The sequence below is a fragment of the Mesorhizobium sp. M0408 genome (assembly GCF_040321495.1).
Classification (GTDB): domain Bacteria; phylum Pseudomonadota; class Alphaproteobacteria; order Rhizobiales; family Rhizobiaceae; genus Mesorhizobium.
Genome location: NZ_JAMYRO010000007.1, coordinates 62,921 through 83,610 on the forward strand (window position 1 = coordinate 62,921; position 20,690 = coordinate 83,610).

A 20,690-nucleotide genomic window follows, 5' to 3' on the forward strand; every position below is an offset into this window, starting at 1 on the left:
GGCGATCAATCCTTGAGATTGGCGGGATCGAGCGGCGTCTTCAGCCAGGCCTTCGAGCTTTCGTCCAGTCTGCCTTCGGCCAGCATCTTGGCAACCGCATCGTTGACCGCTTGCTTGAGGCGGTCTTCCTTCTTGTTGAGGCCGATATGCGAGGGCGAGGTGAGAAGCTGGAATTTCTGCTCCGGCTTCAGCGCCTCTTGGCGGGCGAGCACCTGGGCGCCGACATCGTTGCCGACCACCATCAGCTGGGTCTGGCCCGAAATGAAGGCCTGGATGACGGAATTATAGTTGTCGAAGCGGCGGATGTCGGCCGAGGCCGGTGCCGCCTCGGTCAGCGAGGTATCCTCCAGCGTGCCGCGATTGACGGCGATCGACTTGTCGGCGAGGTCTTCCTTGCCTTTGACCGCAAGAGCTGCCGGGCCGATGACGGCGATGTAATAGGGCGCGTAGGCGGCGGCGAAATCGATCACCTGCTCTCGCTCCTTGGAATAGCCGACGCTCATCAGCAGGTCGACGCGCTTGTCGGTAAGGTACGGGATGCGGTTCTGGCCGGTCACGCTGACCAGATTGAGCTTGACCTTGAGCTGGTCGGCGATGAACTGCGCCACGTCGATGTCGTAGCCCTTGATGCTCATGTCGGCGCTGGCCGAGGAGAAGGGCGGGAAGTCGGAAAAGATACCGACATTGATCGCGCCTGCCTTGGTGATGTCGTCGATCGCGTCTGCATTGGCGGCCTGAGTGAAACCGAAACTGGCCGCGCCGAACATCAGCATGGCGGCGAAGGTTGATTTTAGCTTGATGTGAAGTGTCTTCATGTGAAGCGTCATTGTCATTCCCCTGCTGGAAGCTTGTTTGTTTGAGTGCAACCGCCGGCTCCAGCGCGGCGGTCGCCTTTGGATTCTCTAGTGGACCATGATCTTCTCCGAAAACCGGTTCCCACTTTTCGGGCTCATGGTCGAGCGTGTCAGCCCGCCTTGCCGGTGATTGCCGGGCTGAAAACCATCAGGCTGAGGATCTCGAACAGCACCTGCGCGCCGGCATGCGCCGTGTTGGTGGTCGCGTCGTATTGCGGCGCCACCTCGACCACGTCGCCGCCGACGATGTTGAGTCCCTTCAGGCCGCGCAGCAGCTCGAGCACTTCGCGCGTCGTCAGCCCGCCGACTTCCGGTGTGCCGGTGCCCGGCGCGAAGGCCGGATCGATGCTGTCGATGTCGAAGGAGACATAGGTCGGGCCGTCGCCGACTATCCTGCGCGCCTTCTCGATAATGGCGGGAATGCCGAGGCCGGTCACCTCTTCGGCATGCACGACGGTCATGCCGGACTCATAGGTGAACTCCCACAGATATTCGGCCGAGCCACGAATGCCGATCTGGATGGTGCGGCTCGGATCGAGCACGCCGTCCAGCACCGCGTTGCGGAACGGCCCGCCATGGTGGAACTTGGTCATGTCGAAAAGGCCGCTGGTATCGCAGTGCGCGTCGATATGGATCATGCCCACCGGCGCCCTCTTGCCGACAGCCTTCAGGATCGGGTGGCTGATCGAATGGTCGCCGCCGACAGACAAGGGCAGGACGCCGGCGTCGACGATCTGGTTGGTGCGGCGTTCGATGTCGTCATGGCTGGTCTCCAGCCGGTAGCGGCTCTGGAACGGCACGTCGCCGATGTCGGCGACCTTCAGCTCATGCGTCGGCGCGCATTCCAGCACATGGTTGTAGGGGCCGATGCGCTCGATGGCGCGCAGCGCCCTTGGCCCGAAACGGGCGCCCGGCCGGTTGGTGACGCCCAGATCCATCGGCACACCGATCATCGCCACCTGCAGATCGCCGAAATCCGGATTGTCGGCGGCGATTTCACGATAGGGCGCCGCGAGGAAGGTCGGGATGCCGGAATAGGGCGCCAGTCGCGTGCCGGTCTTGGAGAAGATCTTGTCGGCGACACGCTGGAATTTCGGGTCGAACATTTCGCCGCCATGGCTCTCGCCGTATTTGCGGCGCAACGCTTCGAGCTTGCCGCGGTCGTAACCCATGTCGGTCCTCCATGGCTGGTGCGGCGCGCGGACAGCGGCCCCGATAGCCGCGGCCGTCGGCTGCCTGCAGATTTCACGTCTTGATGCAATGCCTGGGCAAAGTGTCCCGTAGCTGCATTGAAAAATCAATTGATATTGTTAGTGTGTTATCTGTGAGAAAATCTCACAGAGCCTAGGGTCCAAATGGCCAAGCGTTTGCCACCGCTCAACCCGCTGCGCGCCTTCGAGGCGACGGCGCGCCACGCCTCGCTGAGCAAGGCGGCGGCTGAGCTCAACGTCACCCACGGCGCCATCAGCCATCAGATCAAGGCGCTCGAGCAATCGTTGGGTGTCAAGCTGTTCGAGCGTGCCGGTCAGCGGGTGAAGCTGACGCCGCACGGCGCCGAGTTGCTGCCGGCGGTGTCGACCGCCTTCGACGGCATTGCCGCCGCCACGCAGCGCATGACGAGGCCGGCCAGCACCGGCGTTCTCTCTGTATCCTGCGTGCCGGCGCTACTGTTGCTGTGGATGATCCCGCGGCTGGGCAGCTTCACCTCGCAATATCCGGATATCAGGCTGACGCTGATCCCATCCAATGATGCCAAGGATGTCCGCGCACCGCATATCGATGTCTGCGTGCACTATGGTGACGGCAGCTGGACCGACTGCTGGATGCGCAAATGGTCGGGCCTCGAACTGTTCCCGGTGGTCAGCCCGACGCTGATCAACAACCGCCCGATCCGCACCGTCCGCGACCTCGCCGATCACGTCTTCCTGCATGGCGACGACGGCCGCGAATGGCATACCTGGCTGGCCGCCGCCGACGCGCTGGACCTGGAGCGCGGCCGCCGCCATCATCTCGGCGATGCGCGCATGGCGACCGAGGCGGCTGTCCACGGCCATGGCGTGGCGCTCGGCGATACGGTGACGGCAAGCGGACTGCTCGCCAGGGGCCTGCTTGTCGCCCCGTTCAGTCTTTCCGTGCCGGCCGTCGACGATTTCTACGTCGTCTGCCGCAACGAGATGCGGTCGGCGCCGATCGTGCAATTGTTCATCGACTGGCTGTTTGCCGAGAAAGAGCAGGCCGACCGCCGCGCCGACGCGCCGGTGGCAGGCCGCATCGGCATTCGCCGCAAGCGTCCAGCGCTCAAGGTGGTCGGCGCCAAGACCGCATCCTGAGGCCGAAACTGCCGTAGGCGCCGCTTGCCGCAGCGGCTTCTTTTTGTCGGGCCAGCCCGCAAAGCGGGAGGCGCGTTCAAAAATTCGATGCTAAGAGGCATTTGGAGCAATTCCAGGAAAAGTGCGCAGCGGTTTTCCGTCCGGAATTGCGCTAGACAAAAGCTAGAGCGAGCAGCGAAGGCGCATTGAGCGATGGCAAAGACCGATATAGCGCGGCGCGTCTACAATCACACCTGGAAGCTCGACCCGATCGTCCGCAGCTTGCTCGACACCGATTTCTACAAGCTTCTGATGCTGCAGATGATCTGGGGCATGTATCCCAAGGTCGACGCCACCTTCTCGCTGATCAACCGCACCACCTCGGTCCGCCTTGCCGAGGAGATCGATGAGACGGAGCTGCGCGAGCAGCTCGACCATGCCCGCACCTTGCGCTTCTCTAAGAAAGAGATGATCTGGCTCGGCGGCAACACCTTCTATGGCCGCAAGCAGATATTCGAACCGGAATTCCTCGCCTGGCTGGAAAATTTCCGGCTGCCCGAATACGAGCTTTCCAAGCGCGACGGCCAATACGAACTCGTCTTCAGCGGCCCGTGGATGTACACGACGCTGTGGGAGATCCCGGCGCTGGCAATTATCAATGAACTTCGATCTCGCGCGGCCATGCGGGCGTTCGGGCCGTTCGCGCTCGACGTGCTCTATGCCCGCGCCAAGGCCAAGATGTGGGCCAAGACCGAGCGGCTGAAGGCGCTGCCCGGCATCCGCATCTCGGATTTCGGCACCCGCCGCCGTCATTCTTTCCTGTGGCAGCGCTGGTGCGTCGAAGCGTTGAAGGAGGGCATCGGCGAGGCCTTCACTGGCACCTCCAACGTGCTGCTCGCCATGGACAACGATCTCGAGGCGCTCGGCACCAATGCGCATGAACTGCCGATGGTGTTCGCCGCGCTCACCAATTCGGAAAAGGAATTGAAACAGTCGCCCTACAACGTGCTGCAGGACTGGCAGCGCTACTACGGCGGCAACCTGCTGATCGTACTGCCGGACACCTTCGGCACCGCGGCGTTCCTGCGCGATGCACCGGACTGGGTCGCCGACTGGACCGGCTTCCGCCCCGATAGCGCGCCGCCGATCGAAGGCGGTGAGAAAATCATTTCCTGGTGGCGCGAAAAGGGCAAGGACCCCAAGCAGAAGCTGCTCATCTTCTCGGATGGGCTGGAGGTCGAGACCATCGAGGAAACCTACCGCCACTTCCGCGGCAAGGTGCGCATGTCCTTCGGCTGGGGCACCAACCTGACCAACGATTTCGAGGGCTGCGCGCCGACCGAGACCAACCGGCTAGACGCCATCTCGCTGGTCTGCAAGGTCACCGAAGCCAACGGCAGGCCGGCGGTCAAACTTTCCGACAATCCGGCCAAGTCGACAGGCGACGAGAAAGAGATCGAGCGCTATTTGCGCATCTTCGGCCAGAAGGACCGCGTGGAGCAGTTGGTGAAGGTGTGAGGTAGGGGAACTCTTGCGTAGTATGAGTTCCTTCGCGCCCCCCTCTGTCCTGCCGGACATCTCCCCCACGAGGGGGGAGATTGCGCCCTCATTGCTGCTTTCGCCAATCGCTAAAGTTGCAGAAGGAGAGCCGACGGCGGAACCGCCGATCTCCCCCCAAGTGGGGGAGATGTCCGGCAGGACAGAGGGGGGCGCCGTAGAGCGCCGTCGTTACAGTTTAGCTCTCGTCATTGTTGCCTTTGCATTCTTGCCCACGCCCGCCTTCGCCCACGCCTCCGACCGCGGCCACGTCCTGCTCCTTCCCACCCGCTACTACCTTGCCGGCGGCGCGCTCGCGGTTGCCGCCAGTTTCCTTGTCCTGGCGCTACTGCCGCCGGACTCCCTCGACCGCTTCTGGCGCAAACGCCTGCCGCTGTTCACCTTCGGTGACACCGCGCGGACTGCCGTCAGCCTGGTATCCTTTGCCGGCTTTGCAATTCTGATTGCCGCCGGCCTGTTCGGCAGCCGCGATCCGCTTTCCAATCCGATGCCGCTGACCGTATGGACGCTTCTCTGGGTTGGCCTGGCTCTGTTGCAGGGGCTCGCCGGCGATCTCTGGTCGTGGCTCAACCCCTGGTACGGGCCATGCCGCGTCGCCTCGCGCCTGTCCGGCAGAACGCAGCCGTATCTGCTCCCCCAACGGCTCGGCTATTGGCCGGCTTTCCTGCTGTTCTTCGCCTTCGCCTGGTTCGAGCTGATCGACCCTGCGCCCGACGATCCGGCGCGGCTGGCCTGGGCCGCCGGCCTCTACTGGCTGCTGAGCTTCGCCGCCATGCAGGTCTTCGGCTACCGCGACTGGACCCTGCGCGGTGAGTTCCTGACCGTGTTCTTTTCCATGGTGGCGCGCTTCGCCATCGTCGAACGTATTGCAGACGGCCGGCTAAAACTCTGCTGGCCGGGCGCCAAGCTGCTCGCTGCCGCGCCGCTACCGCTCAGCGGCGTCGCTTTCCTGCTGCTTGCGCTGTCGTCGGTGTCCTTCGACGGCCTGTCGAAAACCTTCTTCTGGCTAGGCTGGTTCGGCATCAATCCGGTGGAATTTCCGGGACGCACCGCTTTGATCGGCATCGGCAGCTTCGGCCTTGTGATGACCTTTGCCGTGCTTGCGGCCGTGTTCGAGCTCGCCGTCTTTCTTGGCCAGAACCTTGCCGGCAGCAAGCATTCGCTCGGTCACGCCGCCGGGCTTTTGGTCTGGTCGATCGTACCGATCGCGCTCGCCTACCACTTCGCGCATTATCTGACGGCGCTGCTGGTCGACGGCCAATATGCGATTGCCGCTCTCTCCGACCCGTTTGCGCTGGGCTGGAACCTGTTCGGTACCGCCGACATGTCAATTGAAGCCGGCGTCGTCGCCGGTGCCGGTTCGGCGTGGTGGCTGTGGAACCTCCAGGCCGGCGTCATCATAGCCGGCCACATGCTTGCTGTGCTTGTCGCCCATGGCTTGGCCTGGCGGCTGCACGCCATTCCGGCTCGCGCCGCGCTCAGCCAGTTCCCGCTCACCGTGCTGATGATCGCCTACACCGTCCTCGGCCTATGGCTGCTTGCGACGCCGAGCGCCGGATGAACGAGGTGTGCGATGCCCGTCAATCGAACCTTGGGGAAAGCTCGCTTGCCACGTCAGAGCTTTGGTGATTTAGTTTGTACACATGCAATTTTCGCCCCTCTTAACAAGAGTGGCCTGCCTGCTACAGCCATTGGTCAAAGCTCAAAAACAAGGGGAACTGCCGTGACTGACAAGAATGGGTTTTTCGATCTCTCCAGATCCGCTCTCACCCGCCGCACGGCGCTGAAGGGCCTTGCCGCCGGCGCCGGTCTTGCCGTCGCGCCGGGTTTCGTGCGTTACAGCCAGGCGCAGAGCTCGGCGCCGATCAAGATCGGCTTCCAGTCGCACCGCACCGGCATCGGCGCCGCCTATGGCCGCTGGTACGAGAAGACCACAGCGGCTGCCGTCAAGGCGATCAACGATTCCGGCGGCATCAACGGCCGGCCGGTCGACGTGATCATCGAGGATGACGGCACCGATCCCGGCCGGGGCGCCGAAGTCGTCGGCAAGTTCGCCTCCCAGCACAAGACCGACATCGTCTACGGCACGCTGTTTTCGCATGTCGTCATCGGCTCGGCGCCGGCCGCCGGCGAGGCCAAGATGCCCTATTTCGTTGTCAGCGAAGGCCACCACGTCGCCTCGACCAAATTGAACCGCTACATCTTCCAGCCCGGCATCACCGATGTGAAGAGCCAGATCCAGTCGATGGCACCGTGGATTGCCGCCAATGCCGGCAAGAAGGTGACGCAGATCTTCCCCGATTTCGCTTTCGGCTATGACCATCGCGACTACCTGCCGCCGGCGCTGAAGGCGCAAGGCGCCGAGGTCATTGCGCAGATCGCGATTCCGCCGACGGAATCCTCCTTCACCAAATATTTCCCGCAGATCCCCGCGGAGACCGAGGTGATCTACCACGTCATGGTCGGCCCGGCGGTGCTCACCTTCGTCAAGGAGCTCGGCGAGTTCTACGGCTCCAATCGGCCGCAATTGTTCGGCTTCATCGATTCGCTCGAAGCCACCGACATCAACAGCCCCGGCCTCGAATTCCTCGACGGTAGCCATTTCTGGGAAGGCTCGCCGCGCTACGCGCAGCCCGATGATTCCCCCGCACAGAAGGCCTACCGCGCCGCCGTCGGCATCGATGACAATGGTGCCGCCGTCGGCGACCCCAAGGACGTCTCCACCGCCGCGCACATGTTCGGCTGCTGGGAAACGCTCTACGTCGTCAAGAAGGCGATGGAGGATGCCGGCTACAAGGGCCCGGAAGACCGCGCCAAGCTGGTCGAGGCGACCGAGGCGTTGACCGAGTTCGCCGAGGGGCCCGAGCATCCGCAGGGACCGAAAACCTTCAACGGCAAGATCCACCAGTGCTTTGGTATCCAGAACATCTCCAAGGTCGAAGGCGGCCGGCTGAATGTCGTCCACAAGACCAAGATCGAGGACGGCCTCTATGAGCCTGAGGGGGATTACACGACGCAGACGCTGTGAGCTTGGTTTCATTAAGCACAGTGCGCTTCGGCCCACCCCCCTCTGTCCTGCCGGACATCTCCCCCTCAAGGGGGGAGATTGGCTGTCACCAGCGCTTTCGCCAATCGCAAAGGCCGGTAGGTGGCCGCCTTCGCGGGAACTGCCAATCTCCCCCCTTGAGGGGGAGATGTCCGGCAGGACAGAGGGGGGTGCGCCTCGCACCTGCGATGGGTGTGTAACCGATGCACTTCGGACCCCACCTGCTCCTCGCCGCCCTCGAAGGCCTCGTCACCTCCGCCGTGCTGGCGCTGACGGCGCTTGGCCTGTCGCTGGTGTTCGGCGTCATGCGCGTCGTCAATGTCGCGCATGGCGAGTTTTTCATGCTCGGCGCGGTGCTTGCCTGGGCGATCTCTACGGCGATATCCGGCCATCCGGCGCTCGGCTTCCTGGCCGCCCTGGTGCTGGCGCCGCTGATCGTCGGCCTGATCGCGCTGGTCGCCGAACGGCTGGTGCTGCGCCGGCTCAACTACAATCCGGAAGCCACCATCGTCGCCACCATCGGCATGCTCTACATCATCCAGCAATTGGCGCTGACCTTCTACGGCCCGGAGGCGCGGCCGGTGGAGCCGCCGTTCAGCTACCGCATCCTCCTGCCGTGGTTCGGCTATTCCGGCTACAAGCTGTCGATCATCGCCGCGTCGGCGCTGCTGCTGGTCGCGACCTGGCTGGTGCTGACGCGCACGAAAATCGGCCTCGTCATGCGCGCCACGCAATATGACAGCGAGACGGCGCAGGCCTTCGGCATCCCGGTGACGAGACTCTATGCCGGTGTTTTCGCGCTCGGCGCCATGCTGGCTGCTGTCGCCGCGGTGCTGATCGTGCCGATCAGCCAGGCCCACTATCTGATGGGACAGGACCCGCTGTTGCTGTCGTTCATCGTCGTCATCATCGGCGGCCTCGGCTCGCTGCGAGGCACGGTCGTCGCCGCGGTGCTGATCGGCCTTTCCGACGGCATCATCTCGGTGTTCTTCTCACCGACGCTGGCCAAGATCATCGCCACCTTGCTCGTCGCCATGGTGCTGGTGTTCCGGCCGCAGGGCCTGTTCGGGACGACATCGCGATGAAGGATGCTTCGCCGGCAAAGCCATATGCGCTGCACCTCGGCGTCATCGCCCTGCTTTTCGGGCTTAGCTTCGTCCTGCCGGAATACCATCACGGCCTGCTCGCCCGCATCATGGTGCTGGCGGTCTTCGCCATGGGCTACAATCTGCTGTTCGGCTATGTCGGGCTGCTTAGCCTCGGCCATGCCATGTTCTTTTCAGCCGGGCTCTATGGCGCCGGCCTTGCCGTCATCCATCTCGGCTGGAGCGTGCCGGCCGCCTTCGCAGCCGGGCTTGCCTGCGGCGCGCTTCTCGCGCTGGTGATCGGGCTGCTGGCGCTGCGCACCTCCGGCGTCGCCTTCATGATCGTCACTATGATGTTCGCGCAGGTATTCTATCTCGTCATCCTCTATTTCGCTGCCTGGACCGGTGGCGACCAGGGCATGGTCGTGCCGCAGCCGATGCGTGTCCTTGTCCTGGGCAGCACGTCGCTCGACCTCACCAACCCGACCGTGCGCTATATGAGCGCGCTGGCACTGTTCTCGATCGTGCTGCTCATAAGCCTGGCGATAGTCCGCTCCGGCTACGGTCGCGTGCTGGTCGCCATCCGCGAGAACGAAGAGCGGACCAAAATGCTTGGCTATGATACATTTTCCAACAAGCTCGCCGCCGTCGTCATCTCAGGCAGCATCTGCGCGGCTTCCGGCGCGGCCTATGCGCTGCTGTTCGGCTATGTCGGCTCGAGCTTCGCTTCGGTGCAATATTCCATCCTGCCGCTGCTCTGGGTGCTGCTGGGCGGTGCCGCTACCACGCTCGGTCCGCTGATCGGCACGCTGTTCATGTATTATGTCATCGATGTCGCCAGCGGCTACACCTCGGCCTATCTGCTGATCGTCGGCATAGCGCTCATCCTGCTGGTGCTGTTCTTCCCGAGAGGCATTCTCGGCAGCATCCGCCAGCGCTGGCTCGGGTGGTTGCCATGATGCCGCTGCTCACCACCAAAGGCCTGTCGCGCAGTTTCGGCGGCTTGCGCGCCGTCGACGGCGTCGACTTCGCGCTGATGCCGGGCGAGATCCGCGCTGTCATCGGCCCCAACGGTGCCGGCAAGACCACCTTCGTCAGCCTGGTCAGCGGCCGTATCCAGCCCTCGTCGGGCATGATCGTCTTCGACGGCGCGGACATCACCAATCTGCCGGCCTACGCCAGGGTTCGCCTTGGCGTCGCCTACACTTTCCAGATCACCAGCGTCTTTGCCAATCTCAGCGCCTACGACAATGTTGCCCTGCCGGTGCAGCGCACGCTGACCGACGGCCGCTCGAAGGGCGCGGTTCACACCGGCGTCATGGCCGCGCTCGAGCGTACCGGCCTTGCCGACCGCGCCGACATGCCGGCCGGGCAGCTGTCCTACGGTCACCAGCGGTTGCTGGAAGTGGCGATGGGACTGGCACTGAAGCCGCGGCTGCTGATCCTCGACGAACCGACGCAAGGGCTGGCCGACAGCGAGATCGATAATTTCATCGAGCTGGTGCGCGAGATCGCCGATAGCGCCACCGTGCTTTTGATCGAGCACAACATGCCGGTGGTCATGCGGCTCGCCGACCGCATCACCGTCTTCAACGCCGGCAGGATTTTGGCTGAAGGCACGCCCGAGCAGATCCGCGCCAATGCCGCGGTGCAGGACGCCTATCTGGGGACGACCCATGGCTGAGGCCCAGTCCAAGGCACTGACGATCTCCGGGGTCGACTGCTTCTATGGCGAGGTCCAGGTGCTCTATGGCCTCGATCTTGTCTTGAACGAGGGCGAAGTGCTCTGCCTGTTCGGCCGCAACGGCGCCGGCAAGACGACGACGCTGAAGGCAATCATGGGCCTGGTGCCGGTAAGCTCAGGCTCGATCCGGCTCGAAGGGCGGGAATTGACCGGCTTGCCGGCGCACGAGGTGCCCAAGGCCGGCCTCGCCTACGTGCCGCAGGGCCGGCGGCTGTTCGCCGAGATGACGGTGGCTGAAAACATCGAGATCGGCCTGATGGCCCGCAACAAGGGCAAGGCGACGCGCGAAAACGTGCTCGATCTTTTTCCGCTGCTGCGCCAGCGCCTCAGGCAGCGTTCCGGCACGCTGTCCGGCGGTGAGCAGCAGATGCTGGCCATGGCCCGCGCCCTGTGCCTGGAACCACAGGTGCTTCTGCTCGACGAGCCGACCGAAGGGCTGATGCCGTCGATGATCGCCAAGATCCGCGAAACGGTGTCGAAGCTGCGTGCGCTTGGCGTGTCGACAATTCTTGTCGAGCAGCGCGTCGATGCCGTGCTCTCGGTCGCAGACCGCGTTTGTTTCATCGAAAACGGCCGCAACCGCGAGACGGTCGACGTTGAGGAGCTGCGTGCCGATCCCTCGGCGGTCCGTCGCTATGTCGGCGTCGGATGATCAGGCAAAGAACAGCAAGCCGGCAAGCAGGAATGTCGGGATCAGCACCGCGCCCGACCATGCCATATAGCCAAAGAAGCTCGGCATCTTGATGCCGCGATGCCTGGCAATGGCATAGACCATGAAATTCGGCGCATTGCCGACATAGGTGTTGGCGCCCATGAACACCGCGCCTGCCGAGATCGCCGCCAGCGTCGAGGCGAACTCGGTCATCAGATGCTGCGCATCGCCGCCAGCCAGCTCGAAGAACACCAGATAGGTCGGCGCATTGTCGAGGAAGGACGACAGCGCTCCGGTCAGCCAGAAATAGGCAAGGTTGTCCGGCGCGCCGGTCGGCGAACTGACCAGCAGCACCAACGGCGCCAGCGCGCCGTCGAGCCCGGCCCGCAATATGGCGACGACCGGCACGATGCAGATGAAGATGCTGGCGAACAGCTTCGCCACCTCGGCAATCGGCCCCCAGTTGAAGGCGTTTGCGCCGCGAAACTCCTTCGGCGAGACGACAAGCGAAGTGAAGGCCAGTATCAGGATGGCGGCGTCGCGCACCAGATTCTGCAGCTCGAGGCTGACGCCCTGAAAAGAGAAACTCACTCCCGGCTTCCAGGCAGCGGAAATCAGGATCGCGGCGATTACGCCGGCCAGCAGCGGGATGTTGGCCAGGCCGCGAATGCGCACCTTGCTGTCGGGCGTCGGATCCTTGATCTTCGGCGCGCCTTCCTCCCGGCGATGCATGATGATGTCGATCGCCAGGAAAACAGCCAGCACCACGCCGGCGACGAACAGCGTCTCGGGCAGCAGGTGAACTGTCGTCCAGAAGAAATCGACGCCGCGCAGAAAGCCGACGAACAGCGGCGGATCGCCCAGCGGCGTTAGCGACCCGCCGATGTTGGAAACCAGGAAGATGAAAAAGATGACGACATGGGCGTTGAAGCGCCGGTTGTCGTTGGCGCGGATGAGCGGCCGGATCAGGATCATCGAGGCGCCGGTTGTGCCAATGATCGAGGCAAGCAGCGCCCCTCCCAGCAACAGCCCGGCATTGACCAGCGGCGTGCCGTGTATGTTGCCGGCAACGAAGATACCGCCCGAAATGGTGAACAGCGCAAACAGCAGGATGATGAACGACATGTATTCGGTGAGCAGCGCATGCAGCACCGCCTGCGTGGCGGACGGGATGCCGAAGGCGATGGCCAGCGGCCCGATCACCAACGCTGCCCAGAAGGCAGCGATCTTGCCGTAATGGTGCTCCCAAGCATGATGGAACAGCAGCGGGCCGGTCGCGATGCAAAGCAATAGCCCGGCAAACGGCAGCACCCACCAAAGCGACATGGCGGCGCCCGGCAATTCGTGCGCTTCGGCCGCGAGAACCGCTCTCGGAGAAAAGATTGCTGCAATAAGTGCAGCACTTGCCGTCAACGCCGCAAACCGCATGAAGCCCCTCAAAAGTCTGTCAGGTTCGGGTGGATGACGTTCAAATCAGTGTCACGCCGGCATCGCGCATCCGGCCCAGCATCCTCTCCACGGAGCCGTTGAGATCGATGCCGCGGCAGGCGTCGAGCCGCACGGACGTCTCAAAACCGAGCTTGACTGCGTCGAGCGCCGAAAAGGCGACGCAGAAATCCGTCGCCAGGCCGACCAGGGTCAGCGTCTCGATGTTCCGATCCCGGAGATAGCCGGCAAGGCCGGTCGGCGTCGTCCGGTCGTTCTCGAAGAATGCGGAATAGCTGTCGATCGCAGGACGGAACCCCTTGCGGATCACCAGCTCGGCCTTGCTCCAGGCGAGGCCCGAATGGAAATCCGATCCCAGGCTGCCCTGGATGCAGTGATCCGGCCACAGCGTCTGGTGGCCATAAGGCACGTCGATCGTTTCGAACGGGTGCTTGCCGGGGTGGCTGGAGGCAAAGCTCGAATGGCCGGCAGGGTGCCAGTCCTGCGTCAGCAGGACGTGCTCGGTCCGCCGGATCAGGTCATTGACCAACGGCACGATTTCGTCGCCACCGGCCACTTCAAGGGCGCCACCCGGGCAGAAATCGTTCTGCAGGTCGATAACGACAAGCGCTTCGTCGGCCATGGAGCCTCCTTATTTTCTTGGTCTTGAGCTTAGGCTCCAATGAAAACGCGACCGGACGCAGAAACTTGACCAGATGGCCGGCTGCGTCAACCTCTCATGGCATAACAAATGCGTTCCGGGTGCACCGGTGCCAACAGCCGTGCAAACTCTGGCTTTGACAATTCCTGCCGGCTTGATATCATTTGCATACGAATGAATTTCCTGCCTTGAATGCTCGGGAAAATCTTTCGGCAGGATCCCCTCTCGGGAAGCCCATTCTGGGAAGGCAAAGCGTGATCCGTTACGCAAAACCCACCACGGTCGACGACGCCCTCGCTTTGCTGGGCGAAGGGCAATGGCGCATCCTCGCCGGCGGCACCGACTTCTATCCGGCACAGGGCAGCAAGCCTTTCCGCGACAATGTCCTCGATATCAATGGCCTGGTGGCATTGCGCGGCATTGCCGAAGCCGAAAACCATTGGCTCGTCGGCGCGCGCACCACCTGGACCGATCTCGTCCGCCATCCTCTGCCGGCGGCTTTCGACGCGCTGAAGCAGGCGGCGCGGGAAGTCGGCTCGGTGCAGATCCAGAACGTTGCCTCGATTGCCGGCAATCTCTGCAACGCCTCGCCGGCCGCCGACGGCGTGCCGCCGCTGCTGGTGCTCGATGCCGAAGTCGAACTGCGTTCCGCTGTGGCGACCCGGCATCTGCCCCTTGCAGAATTCATCCTCGGCAACCGTCGCACCGCACTGCAGCCCGGCGAAATGGTCATGGCAATCCGCATTCCCAAACCCGCGACCGCCGGCAGCTCCGCCTTCGTGAAACTCGGCGCGCGGCGTTATCTCGTCATCTCCATCGCCATGGCCGCCGCACGCCTGGCCGTCGAAGATGGTAGGGTCAGGAACGCGGCCGTCGCCGTCGGTTCCTGCTCGGTTGTCGCCAGGCGCCTGGCGGGTGTCGAGGCGGCGCTACGCGGCCGGCCCGTCGGCCACGCGCTGGCCACTGCGATCCAATCCGCACCGATGGACGAGCTGTCGCCGATCGGCGACGTGCGCGGCAGCGCCGAATATCGGCTGGACGCTGCGCGCGAGATCGTCGCCCGCGCCGTGCTTGGTGCGATGGGCGCTGTTCCCGACGAAAGGGCGGCGGCCTGATGGACATGGAGCGCGCCGACATCGCCTTCGAAGTCAACGGCGCCGCCGTCAGCGTTTGCGTGCCGCCGGTGCGGCGGCTGTCCGCGGTGTTGCGCGACGAACTGCGGCTGACCGGCACCAAGATCGGCTGCGATGCCGGCGATTGCGGCGCCTGCACGGTGCTGGTCGACGGCGAGCCGGTCTGCGCCTGCCTGATGCCCGCGGCTTCCGCCTCCGGCACCGTGGTGACGACCGTCGAAGGCCTCGCCAATGGCCGGTTGTCGGCGCTGCAGGCTTCGTTCCTCAGCCATGGCGCAGCGCAATGCGGCGCCTGCACGCCCGGCCTGCTGGTCGCGGCAACGGCACTCCTGGACAGGACGCCTTGCCCGAGCGAGGCCGAAACGCAGGATGCACTGGGCGGCGTGCTCTGCCGCTGTACCGGCTACCGCAAGATCGTCGCCGCGGTGATGGATGCTTGGCGCCACGCCGACGGTCTCGATCAGCGCATGCCATCCTCTGGCCATGCCGTCGGCTCCTCCCCGATCCGCCTCGATGGCCTTCCGAAAGTCACTGGCGGCGAAAAATTCGGCGGTGATTCATTCCCGGCCGACGCATTGTCGGTGTTGGTGGTCCGCTCGCCGCATTATCATGCCGCTTTCACTTTTGGCGATCTCGGCAGCTGGGTGAAATCCCGTCCTGGCATTGCCGGCGTCTTCACCGCCGCCGACATTCCGGGAAAGAATTGTTTCGGCGTCATCGCGCCCTTCGCCGACCAGCCGGCGCTGGCCGAAGGGGTTTCGCGCTTTCGCGGTGAGGCGGTGGCGCTGGTCGCCGGCGAACGCGAGGCTATCCTCGATCTCGACCTAGCCGATTTCCCTGTCAGTTGGACCGAGTTGCCGCATTTTCTGGAAACTGGCGAAGCGCAGGCCGGCGGTGCGCAACTAGTCCATGAAAACCGGCCCTCGAACCTGCTCACCTCCGGCTTCGTGGAGCGTGGCGACCCCGAAGCCGCGCTCGCCGGTGCGGCTTTCGCCGTTTCCGGCGCCATCCACACTTCCTATGTCGAGCACGCCTATATCGAACCGGAAGCCGGCTATGCCTTCATGGACGGCGACACGCTGGTCGTCGTCGCCTGCACGCAGGCGCCCTATATGGACCGTGACGACACGGCAAAAGTGCTCGGCCTTGCCCCGGAACAGGTGCGCATCGTGCCGACCGCCACCGGCGGCGGCTTCGGCTCCAAGCTCGACGTCTCGCTGCAACCGCTCATCGGCCTCGTCGCCATGAAAACCGGCCGGCCGGCGGCGCTCGCCTACAGCCGCACCGAATCGATGATCTCGACCACCAAGCGCCATCCCGCTCAGATGAGAGCGAGCATCGGCGCCGATGCCGACGGCCGCATCACCGGCATGGTCTTCGCCGGCGATTTCAACACCGGCGCCTATGCCAGTTGGGGGCCGACGGTCGCCAACCGCGTGCCGGTGCACGCCTCCGGCCCCTATGCGACGCCGAACTATCGGGCCGAAGGCCGCGCCATCCACACCAATGGCCCGATTGCCGGCGCCTTTCGCGGTTTCGGCGTGCCGCAGGCGACGATCATGCAGGAGACCCTCTATGACGACCTGGCCGACAAGCTCGGCATGGATCGGCTCGACTTTCGCCTGAAGAACTGCCTTCGGAACGGATCCGAAACAGTCACCGGCCAGCGGCTCGAGTCGGGCGTCGGCATCGCCGACTGCCTCGAGGCCCTGCGCTCACATTGGCGGCGTGCCCTAACTGACGCCGACGCGTTCAACGCCCGTAGCAGCGGCGAAAAAAAACGCGGCGTCGGCGTCGCCTCTTGCTGGTACGGTTGCGGCAACACCTCGCTGCCCAATCCGTCGACCATCAAGGTCGGCATCTCGGCATCGGGCGAAGTCGTCCTGCATCAGGGGGCGGTCGATATCGGGCAAGGTTCGAACACTGTCATCGCGCAGATCTGCGCCGACGCGTTGGGTCTTCCGCTTGAAAAGCTGCGGCTGAAAGGCGCCGACACGGCGATCACCCCCGACGCCGGCAAGACGTCGGCCTCGCGCCAGACCTTCGTCACCGGCAAGGCCGCCGAAAAGGCCGGCCGCGCCTTGCGCGATGAGATCTTGCGTTTCGCCAATGTCTCGGAAAAGGCGGCGATTGCGCTGGACGGCACAAGTCTGAGCATCGGGGAAGGCGAAGCGACGCGCCGCATCGATCTTTCCTCGCTGAAGGCAGACGCCGAAGGCTTTGTCTTCCGTGCCGAGGAAAGCTATGACCCGCCGACGCTGCCGCTCGATGCCAAGGGCCAAGGCAAGCCTTATGCCGTCTATGGCTATGGCGCCCAGATCGCCGAACTGGAGGTCGACCTCAGGCTCGGCACCGTGAAGCTTATAAAAATCACCGCCGCGCACGATATCGGCAAGGCCATCAACCCTTTACTGGCAGAGGGCCAGATCGAGGGTGGCATCGCCCAGGGCATCGGCATGGCGCTGATGGAAGAATATATCCCCGGCCGCACCGAAAACCTGCACGACTATCTGATCCCGACGATCGGCGACGTGCCACCGATCGAGACCATCCTGATAGAAGTTCCGGATCCGGAAGGACCCTTCGGCGCCAAGGGTTTGGGCGAGCATGTGCTGATCCCGACGGCGCCGGCGATCCTCAACGCCATCCGCCACGCCACCGGTGTGCTGGTCACCAAAATTCCGGCGACGCCGACCCGCATTCGCGCCGCCATCCTCGACAAGGAGGCGCGCCGATGAGCGAGCTTGCCGAACGCTTCGAGACACACGATCCCGGCGAGAAGCTGGTGGCCGAGAAGATCCGCTGCGATGCCTGTCCGGTCATGTGCTACATCGCCGAAAGCCGCACCGGCGCCTGCGACCGCTACGGCAATGTTGGCGGCAGGATCGTGCGGATGGATCCACTGACCATCCTCGACCACGCGGCCGAGACCGGCGCCGCAATCGTACCCTTTGCCGAAGAAGGCGAGACATGGGACGGCGAACTGGTCAACACCGGCCGCCGCTTCGTCACCGCCATCGGCGCCGGCACCACCTATCCCGATTACAAGCCGGCGCCCTTCATCGTCAGCCAGGAGGTCGAGGGCGTCGATCTGGTCACCGTCGTCACCGAGGGCATCTTCTCCTATTGCGGCGTCAAGGTGAAGATCGACACCGACCGTCATATCGGCCCCGAAACGGCGACGGTCCGTGCCCAAGGCGAGGCGATCGGCCATGTCACGACCGGCGAATACGGCTCGCAGATGCTGTCGCTGGGCGGCGTACATCATTTGACCGGCGGCTCGAAGGCTGAAGGGCGCGCCACCTGCGACGCCATGCTCGCCCTGTGCAACCGCAAACCGGTTGAACTCGTCATCGACGGCGGCGCCACCGTCATCGTCGAAGCCGGCAAGCCGCCGGTCATCGACGGCAAGCTCGAGCAGCGCATGCGCGTCGGCTGCGGTTCGGCTACCATAGGCATGTTCGCGACCCAATGGCGCGGCCTTGTCGACGAGGTGGTGGTGGTCGATGACCACATCACCGGCGTCGTCTCCGAGCATCAGGCCGGCAAGGTGCTTGGCTGGCAGGATACCGGCATCAAGATCATCGGCCGCCGTTCGACGCCGGGCCGTTATTTCAAGGTGTCGGAGCCCGGCCTCGGCTGGGGCGGCACCAGCATTTCCGACCCGCTGTCGATCCTTGGTGAATGGAACGCCAAAAAGGGTGCGCGCCCCGGCATGTCGCTGCTGATGGTCTCGACCACCGGCGAGCAATTCGCCTATTACGAGCTCGACGACGAACTGAAGCCGGTCCAGAAACCGTTCCCGGAGCGGCTGCGGAAGTCGGTCGAACTGATCGAGGACAATTGCGAGCCGGCGCTCTGCACCGTGCTTTTCGTCGGCGGCGCCGGCGGCTCGCTGCGCGCCGGCGTCACCGAGAACCCGGTCAATCTGACCCGCTCGGTGCAGGGCTTGACGACCTATGTGACGGTCGGCGGCGCGCCGGTCTATGTCTGGCCGGGCGGCGGCATCACGCTGATGGTCGACGTCACCCGCGTGCCGGAAGGCGCCTTCGGCTATGTGCCGACCCCGGCGCTGGTGGCGCCGATCGAGTTCACCATGCGCCGCGACGATTATGTCAGGCTTGGCGGCTACGAAGGCGAAATCCGCAGCGTCGACGATATCCTGGCCAAGGGCGGCGAATATCTCAATCCGCGCCGCGGCACGGCCGCACCCCGTGACAATCCCTGGCCGCCGCTGGCGCAGTTGCGTCGCGCGGCCGCAAACGGGGCCGGGCGATGAACGGCCCGCAGGCGCATTGGCTCGAGGACGGCCGGAGGCTTCACCTCAATCATGGGCCGATCGACCTGATCGTCGAGGCATTCGGCGAGGCGAGTGAATGCAGCGCCGCATATCGTCAGGCAGTGGCGCGCTTCCAGACAATCCTGCCCGAACTGGTCGAAGAGTTGCCCGAACTGCGGCGCCCGGCCGCCTCGCGGCCACGTGCTTTCGCTGGCCCGACGGCGCGCCGCATGGAAGCGGCGGTCGTTCCGCTAGCGAAACAATTCATCACACCGATGGCGGCCGTCGCCGGCTCGGTAGCCGACGAAGTGCTTGGCGCGCTGCTTGCCGGCCGCCGGCTCGAGCGCGCCTATGTCAACAATGGCGGCGACAGCGCGATCTATCTCGGCCACGGGCAGTCGATGACGCTTGCCATTGCCGGGACAGGTCATGGGTTGGTAGATCGTCTCACGATCCGCCCCGAAGACGGGATCCGCGGTGTCGCGACAAGCGGCTGGCGCGGCCGCTCCTTTTCGCTGGGCATCGCCGACGCGGTCACGGTGCTGGCGCGAACGGGTGCTGAAGCCGATGCCGCCGCGACCTTGATCGCCAACGCCGTCGACCTGCCCGGTCATCCGGCCGTTAGGCGCGTACGGGCGCGCGATCTCGCACCTGACAGCGATCTCGGCGACCGTTTGGTGACGCAGGGCGTGGGGCTGCTTTCCGCCGCTGAAATCGCTATTGCGCTGGAAGGCGGATTTGCCGTTGCCGAGGAGTTTCGGCGGCGCGGCCTGATTGCCGCCGCGGCGCTTTTCCTCGGCGGTCAGGCGCGCATCGCAGGTCCGATGGCGCTCGCCAATAAAGTTTTAGAGAGGGAAATTGCTCATGCCTGAGTTTCCGATCCGCAAGATCGCCGTGCTGACCGAAGAGATTTTTCACGAAGGCGGGCCGGTGGCGAAGGTGCCGCGGCGCCGTGCCGCGGCAATGGCTGTGGTCAAGAACCCGTTCGCCGGCCGTTACGTCGAGGAACTGCAGAGCGCCATGGAGGATTTGAAGCCGCTCGGGCTGCTGCTCTCCGACAGGCTTATTGCCGCATTGGGCGGCGACGTCAAACAGATCGACGGTTACGGCAAGGGCGCCATCGTCGGCATGGCGGGCGAGCTGGAGCATGGCGCGCTGTGGCATGTGCCGGGCGGCTATGCCATGCGCGAACGGCTCGGCGACGCCAAGGCGATCGTGCCCTCGGCGAAGAAGGTCGGCGGCTTCGGCGCGCGGCTCGATGTGCCGCTCGGCCACATCAACGCCGCCTATGTGCGCAGCCATTTCGATGCCATGGAAATCGGCATTAGCGATGGCCCCCGTCCCGACGAGATCCTGTTTTGCCTCGCCATGACCTGCGGCCCGCGCGTGCACGACCGCATGGGTGGGCTGGCGGCCAAGGACATTAAGGCATGGGATGGGCTGCGGTGAGCGCCGAGGACAATCTGCTCGAGCTGGTCGAGGCCGAGGAGCCTGACGAAAACGACTATCGCTTGCAGGAGCAGGTCGGCTTCATCCTGCGCAAGGCGCATCAGCGCCATGTCTCGATCTTCGCCGCACACATCGCCGATCTGACGCCGCCGCAATTTGCAGCTTTGGCCAAATTGCGCGACGTCGGCGAGACCTCGCAGAACCAGCTTGGCAGCCTGATCGCCATGGATGCGGCCACCGTGAAGGGCGTCATCGACCGGCTGAAAGCGCGTGGCTTTGTCGAACTTAGCAAACACGAAATCGACAAACGGCGCCTGCTGGTCAATCTGACCGCCGAGGGGCGCGACGCGATCGAGCGGCTGATTCCGCTTGCCCGTGAGATTACGCAGGAAACGCTGGCGCCGCTTTCCGCCAAGGAAGCGGCCATTTTCATGAAGCTGCTGGCCAAGCTGGCTTAATCTGCTGCCTGCCGGCGTTTGGTTGTTGTTCCTGCCGG

General features: G+C 64.2%; 18 protein-coding genes. 14 read left to right on the forward strand and 4 right to left on the reverse strand.

All coding sequences use genetic code 11. The features are described from left to right. Positions 1 to 5: 5 nt before the first annotated feature. Positions 6 to 827 (reverse strand): transporter substrate-binding domain-containing protein, encoded by an 822-nt coding sequence (locus tag NKI67_RS10410; protein ID WP_031211831.1) that lies wholly within the window; start codon positions 825 to 827, stop codon positions 6 to 8. A 137-nt stretch (positions 828 to 964) separates the two neighbouring features. Then, entirely contained in the window at positions 965 to 2,026 is a 1,062-nt protein-coding gene (gene speB, locus NKI67_RS10415; RefSeq protein ID WP_023676981.1) for an agmatinase, read from the reverse strand. A gap of 183 nt (positions 2,027 to 2,209) precedes the next feature. On the opposite strand from speB, the gene gcvA reads away from it, so the two are divergent. The 8 genes from gcvA to NKI67_RS10455 all read left to right on the forward strand — a co-directional run bounded on the left by gcvA (position 2,210) and on the right by NKI67_RS10455 (position 11,247). Then, entirely contained in the window at positions 2,210 to 3,184 is a 975-nt protein-coding gene (gene gcvA, locus NKI67_RS10420; RefSeq protein ID WP_023676980.1) for a transcriptional regulator GcvA, read from the forward strand. Positions 3,185 to 3,376: 192 nt separating this feature from the next. Next, positions 3,377 to 4,681 carry a nicotinate phosphoribosyltransferase gene (pncB, locus tag NKI67_RS10425; RefSeq protein ID WP_023676979.1) on the forward strand — a complete coding sequence of 435 codons (1,305 nt, stop codon included), beginning with the start codon at positions 3,377 to 3,379 and terminating at the stop codon, positions 4,679 to 4,681. Between the two features lie 169 nt (positions 4,682 to 4,850). Continuing rightward, a complete protein-coding gene (locus NKI67_RS10430; RefSeq protein WP_023676978.1) occupies positions 4,851 to 6,281 on the forward strand; it encodes a hypothetical protein in 1,431 nt (476 codons plus the stop codon). Between the two features lie 162 nt (positions 6,282 to 6,443). Further along, positions 6,444 to 7,748: an ABC transporter substrate-binding protein gene (locus NKI67_RS10435; protein ID WP_023676977.1), complete on the forward strand. Its 1,305-nt coding sequence runs from the start codon at positions 6,444 to 6,446 to the stop codon at positions 7,746 to 7,748. A gap of 221 nt (positions 7,749 to 7,969) precedes the next feature. Then, positions 7,970 to 8,851 (forward strand): branched-chain amino acid ABC transporter permease, encoded by an 882-nt coding sequence (locus NKI67_RS10440; protein ID WP_023676976.1) that lies wholly within the window; start codon positions 7,970 to 7,972, stop codon positions 8,849 to 8,851. After that, positions 8,848 to 9,810 (forward strand): branched-chain amino acid ABC transporter permease, encoded by a 963-nt coding sequence (locus NKI67_RS10445; protein WP_023676975.1) that lies wholly within the window; start codon positions 8,848 to 8,850, stop codon positions 9,808 to 9,810. The genes NKI67_RS10440 and NKI67_RS10445 overlap by 4 nt, the downstream gene beginning before the upstream one ends. After that, positions 9,807 to 10,535, forward strand: coding sequence for an ABC transporter ATP-binding protein (locus tag NKI67_RS10450; protein ID WP_023676974.1), 729 nt, complete (start codon positions 9,807 to 9,809; stop codon positions 10,533 to 10,535). The genes NKI67_RS10445 and NKI67_RS10450 overlap by 4 nt, the downstream gene beginning before the upstream one ends. Then, on the forward strand, positions 10,528 to 11,247 hold the full coding sequence (locus NKI67_RS10455) for an ABC transporter ATP-binding protein (RefSeq protein ID WP_023676973.1): 720 nt from the start codon (positions 10,528 to 10,530) through the stop codon (positions 11,245 to 11,247). Before NKI67_RS10450 ends, NKI67_RS10455 begins: the two co-directional genes overlap by 8 nt. Here NKI67_RS10455 and NKI67_RS10460 read toward each other — a convergent pair whose 3' ends face one another. After that, positions 11,248 to 12,675 carry a sodium:proton antiporter gene (locus NKI67_RS10460; RefSeq protein WP_023676972.1) on the reverse strand — a complete coding sequence of 476 codons (1,428 nt, stop codon included), beginning with the start codon at positions 12,673 to 12,675 and terminating at the stop codon, positions 11,248 to 11,250. It lies immediately after the preceding gene. Between the two features lie 40 nt (positions 12,676 to 12,715). Beyond that, entirely contained in the window at positions 12,716 to 13,315 is a 600-nt protein-coding gene (gene pncA, locus NKI67_RS10465) for a bifunctional nicotinamidase/pyrazinamidase (protein ID WP_023676971.1), read from the reverse strand. 272 nt (positions 13,316 to 13,587) lie between these two features. Here pncA and NKI67_RS10470 point away from each other — a divergent pair, with 272 nt between their 5' ends. Genes NKI67_RS10470 through NKI67_RS10495 form a run of 6 tightly spaced genes read left to right on the forward strand, consistent with a single transcriptional unit; the run spans position 13,588 to position 20,652 of the window. Beyond that, on the forward strand, positions 13,588 to 14,448 hold the full coding sequence (locus NKI67_RS10470; RefSeq protein ID WP_023676970.1) for an FAD binding domain-containing protein: 861 nt from the start codon (positions 13,588 to 13,590) through the stop codon (positions 14,446 to 14,448). Next, the gene (locus NKI67_RS10475) at positions 14,448 to 17,204 is read left to right on the forward strand and encodes a molybdopterin cofactor-binding domain-containing protein (protein WP_031211829.1); all 2,757 of its coding nucleotides are present in this window, start codon (positions 14,448 to 14,450) and stop codon (positions 17,202 to 17,204) included. The genes NKI67_RS10470 and NKI67_RS10475 overlap by 1 nt, the downstream gene beginning before the upstream one ends. Beyond that, on the forward strand, positions 17,201 to 18,745 hold the full coding sequence (locus NKI67_RS10480; protein WP_023676968.1) for a hypothetical protein: 1,545 nt from the start codon (positions 17,201 to 17,203) through the stop codon (positions 18,743 to 18,745). The genes NKI67_RS10475 and NKI67_RS10480 overlap by 4 nt, the downstream gene beginning before the upstream one ends. Then, on the forward strand, positions 18,742 to 19,617 hold the full coding sequence (locus tag NKI67_RS10485; protein WP_023676967.1) for a UPF0280 family protein: 876 nt from the start codon (positions 18,742 to 18,744) through the stop codon (positions 19,615 to 19,617). The genes NKI67_RS10480 and NKI67_RS10485 overlap by 4 nt, the downstream gene beginning before the upstream one ends. Further along, a complete protein-coding gene (locus NKI67_RS10490) occupies positions 19,610 to 20,194 on the forward strand; it encodes an amino acid synthesis family protein (protein ID WP_023676966.1) in 585 nt (194 codons plus the stop codon). The genes NKI67_RS10485 and NKI67_RS10490 overlap by 8 nt, the downstream gene beginning before the upstream one ends. Next, positions 20,191 to 20,652: a MarR family winged helix-turn-helix transcriptional regulator gene (locus tag NKI67_RS10495; protein ID WP_023676965.1), complete on the forward strand. Its 462-nt coding sequence runs from the start codon at positions 20,191 to 20,193 to the stop codon at positions 20,650 to 20,652. Before NKI67_RS10490 ends, NKI67_RS10495 begins: the two co-directional genes overlap by 4 nt. Positions 20,653 to 20,690: the final 38 nt, after the last annotated feature.

Excerpts from the sequence above, each read along its gene's own strand:
- NKI67_RS10480 (WP_023676968.1), top strand. The coding sequence starts at position 17,201 with ATGAGCGAGCTTGCCGAACGCTTCGAGACACACGATCCCGGCGAGAAG.
- NKI67_RS10450 (WP_023676974.1), top strand. The coding sequence starts at position 9,807 with ATGATGCCGCTGCTCACCACCAAAGGCCTGTCGCGCAGTTTCGGCGGC.
- NKI67_RS10485 (WP_023676967.1), top strand. The coding sequence starts at position 18,742 with ATGAACGGCCCGCAGGCGCATTGGCTCGAGGACGGCCGGAGGCTTCAC.
- NKI67_RS10475 (WP_031211829.1), top strand. The coding sequence starts at position 14,448 with ATGGACATGGAGCGCGCCGACATCGCCTTCGAAGTCAACGGCGCCGCC.
- speB (WP_023676981.1), bottom strand. The coding sequence starts at position 2,026 with ATGGGTTACGACCGCGGCAAGCTCGAAGCGTTGCGCCGCAAATACGGC.
- NKI67_RS10410 (WP_031211831.1), bottom strand. The coding sequence starts at position 827 with ATGACGCTTCACATGAAGACACTTCACATCAAGCTAAAATCAACCTTC.
- gcvA (WP_023676980.1), top strand. The coding sequence starts at position 2,210 with ATGGCCAAGCGTTTGCCACCGCTCAACCCGCTGCGCGCCTTCGAGGCG.
- pncA (WP_023676971.1), bottom strand. The coding sequence starts at position 13,315 with ATGGCCGACGAAGCGCTTGTCGTTATCGACCTGCAGAACGATTTCTGC.
- NKI67_RS10460 (WP_023676972.1), bottom strand. The coding sequence starts at position 12,675 with ATGCGGTTTGCGGCGTTGACGGCAAGTGCTGCACTTATTGCAGCAATC.
- NKI67_RS10445 (WP_023676975.1), top strand. The coding sequence starts at position 8,848 with ATGAAGGATGCTTCGCCGGCAAAGCCATATGCGCTGCACCTCGGCGTC.
- NKI67_RS10490 (WP_023676966.1), top strand. The coding sequence starts at position 19,610 with ATGCCTGAGTTTCCGATCCGCAAGATCGCCGTGCTGACCGAAGAGATT.
- NKI67_RS10430 (WP_023676978.1), top strand. The coding sequence starts at position 4,851 with ATGTCCGGCAGGACAGAGGGGGGCGCCGTAGAGCGCCGTCGTTACAGT.
- NKI67_RS10440 (WP_023676976.1), top strand. The coding sequence starts at position 7,970 with ATGCACTTCGGACCCCACCTGCTCCTCGCCGCCCTCGAAGGCCTCGTC.
- pncB (WP_023676979.1), top strand. The coding sequence starts at position 3,377 with ATGGCAAAGACCGATATAGCGCGGCGCGTCTACAATCACACCTGGAAG.
- NKI67_RS10455 (WP_023676973.1), top strand. The coding sequence starts at position 10,528 with ATGGCTGAGGCCCAGTCCAAGGCACTGACGATCTCCGGGGTCGACTGC.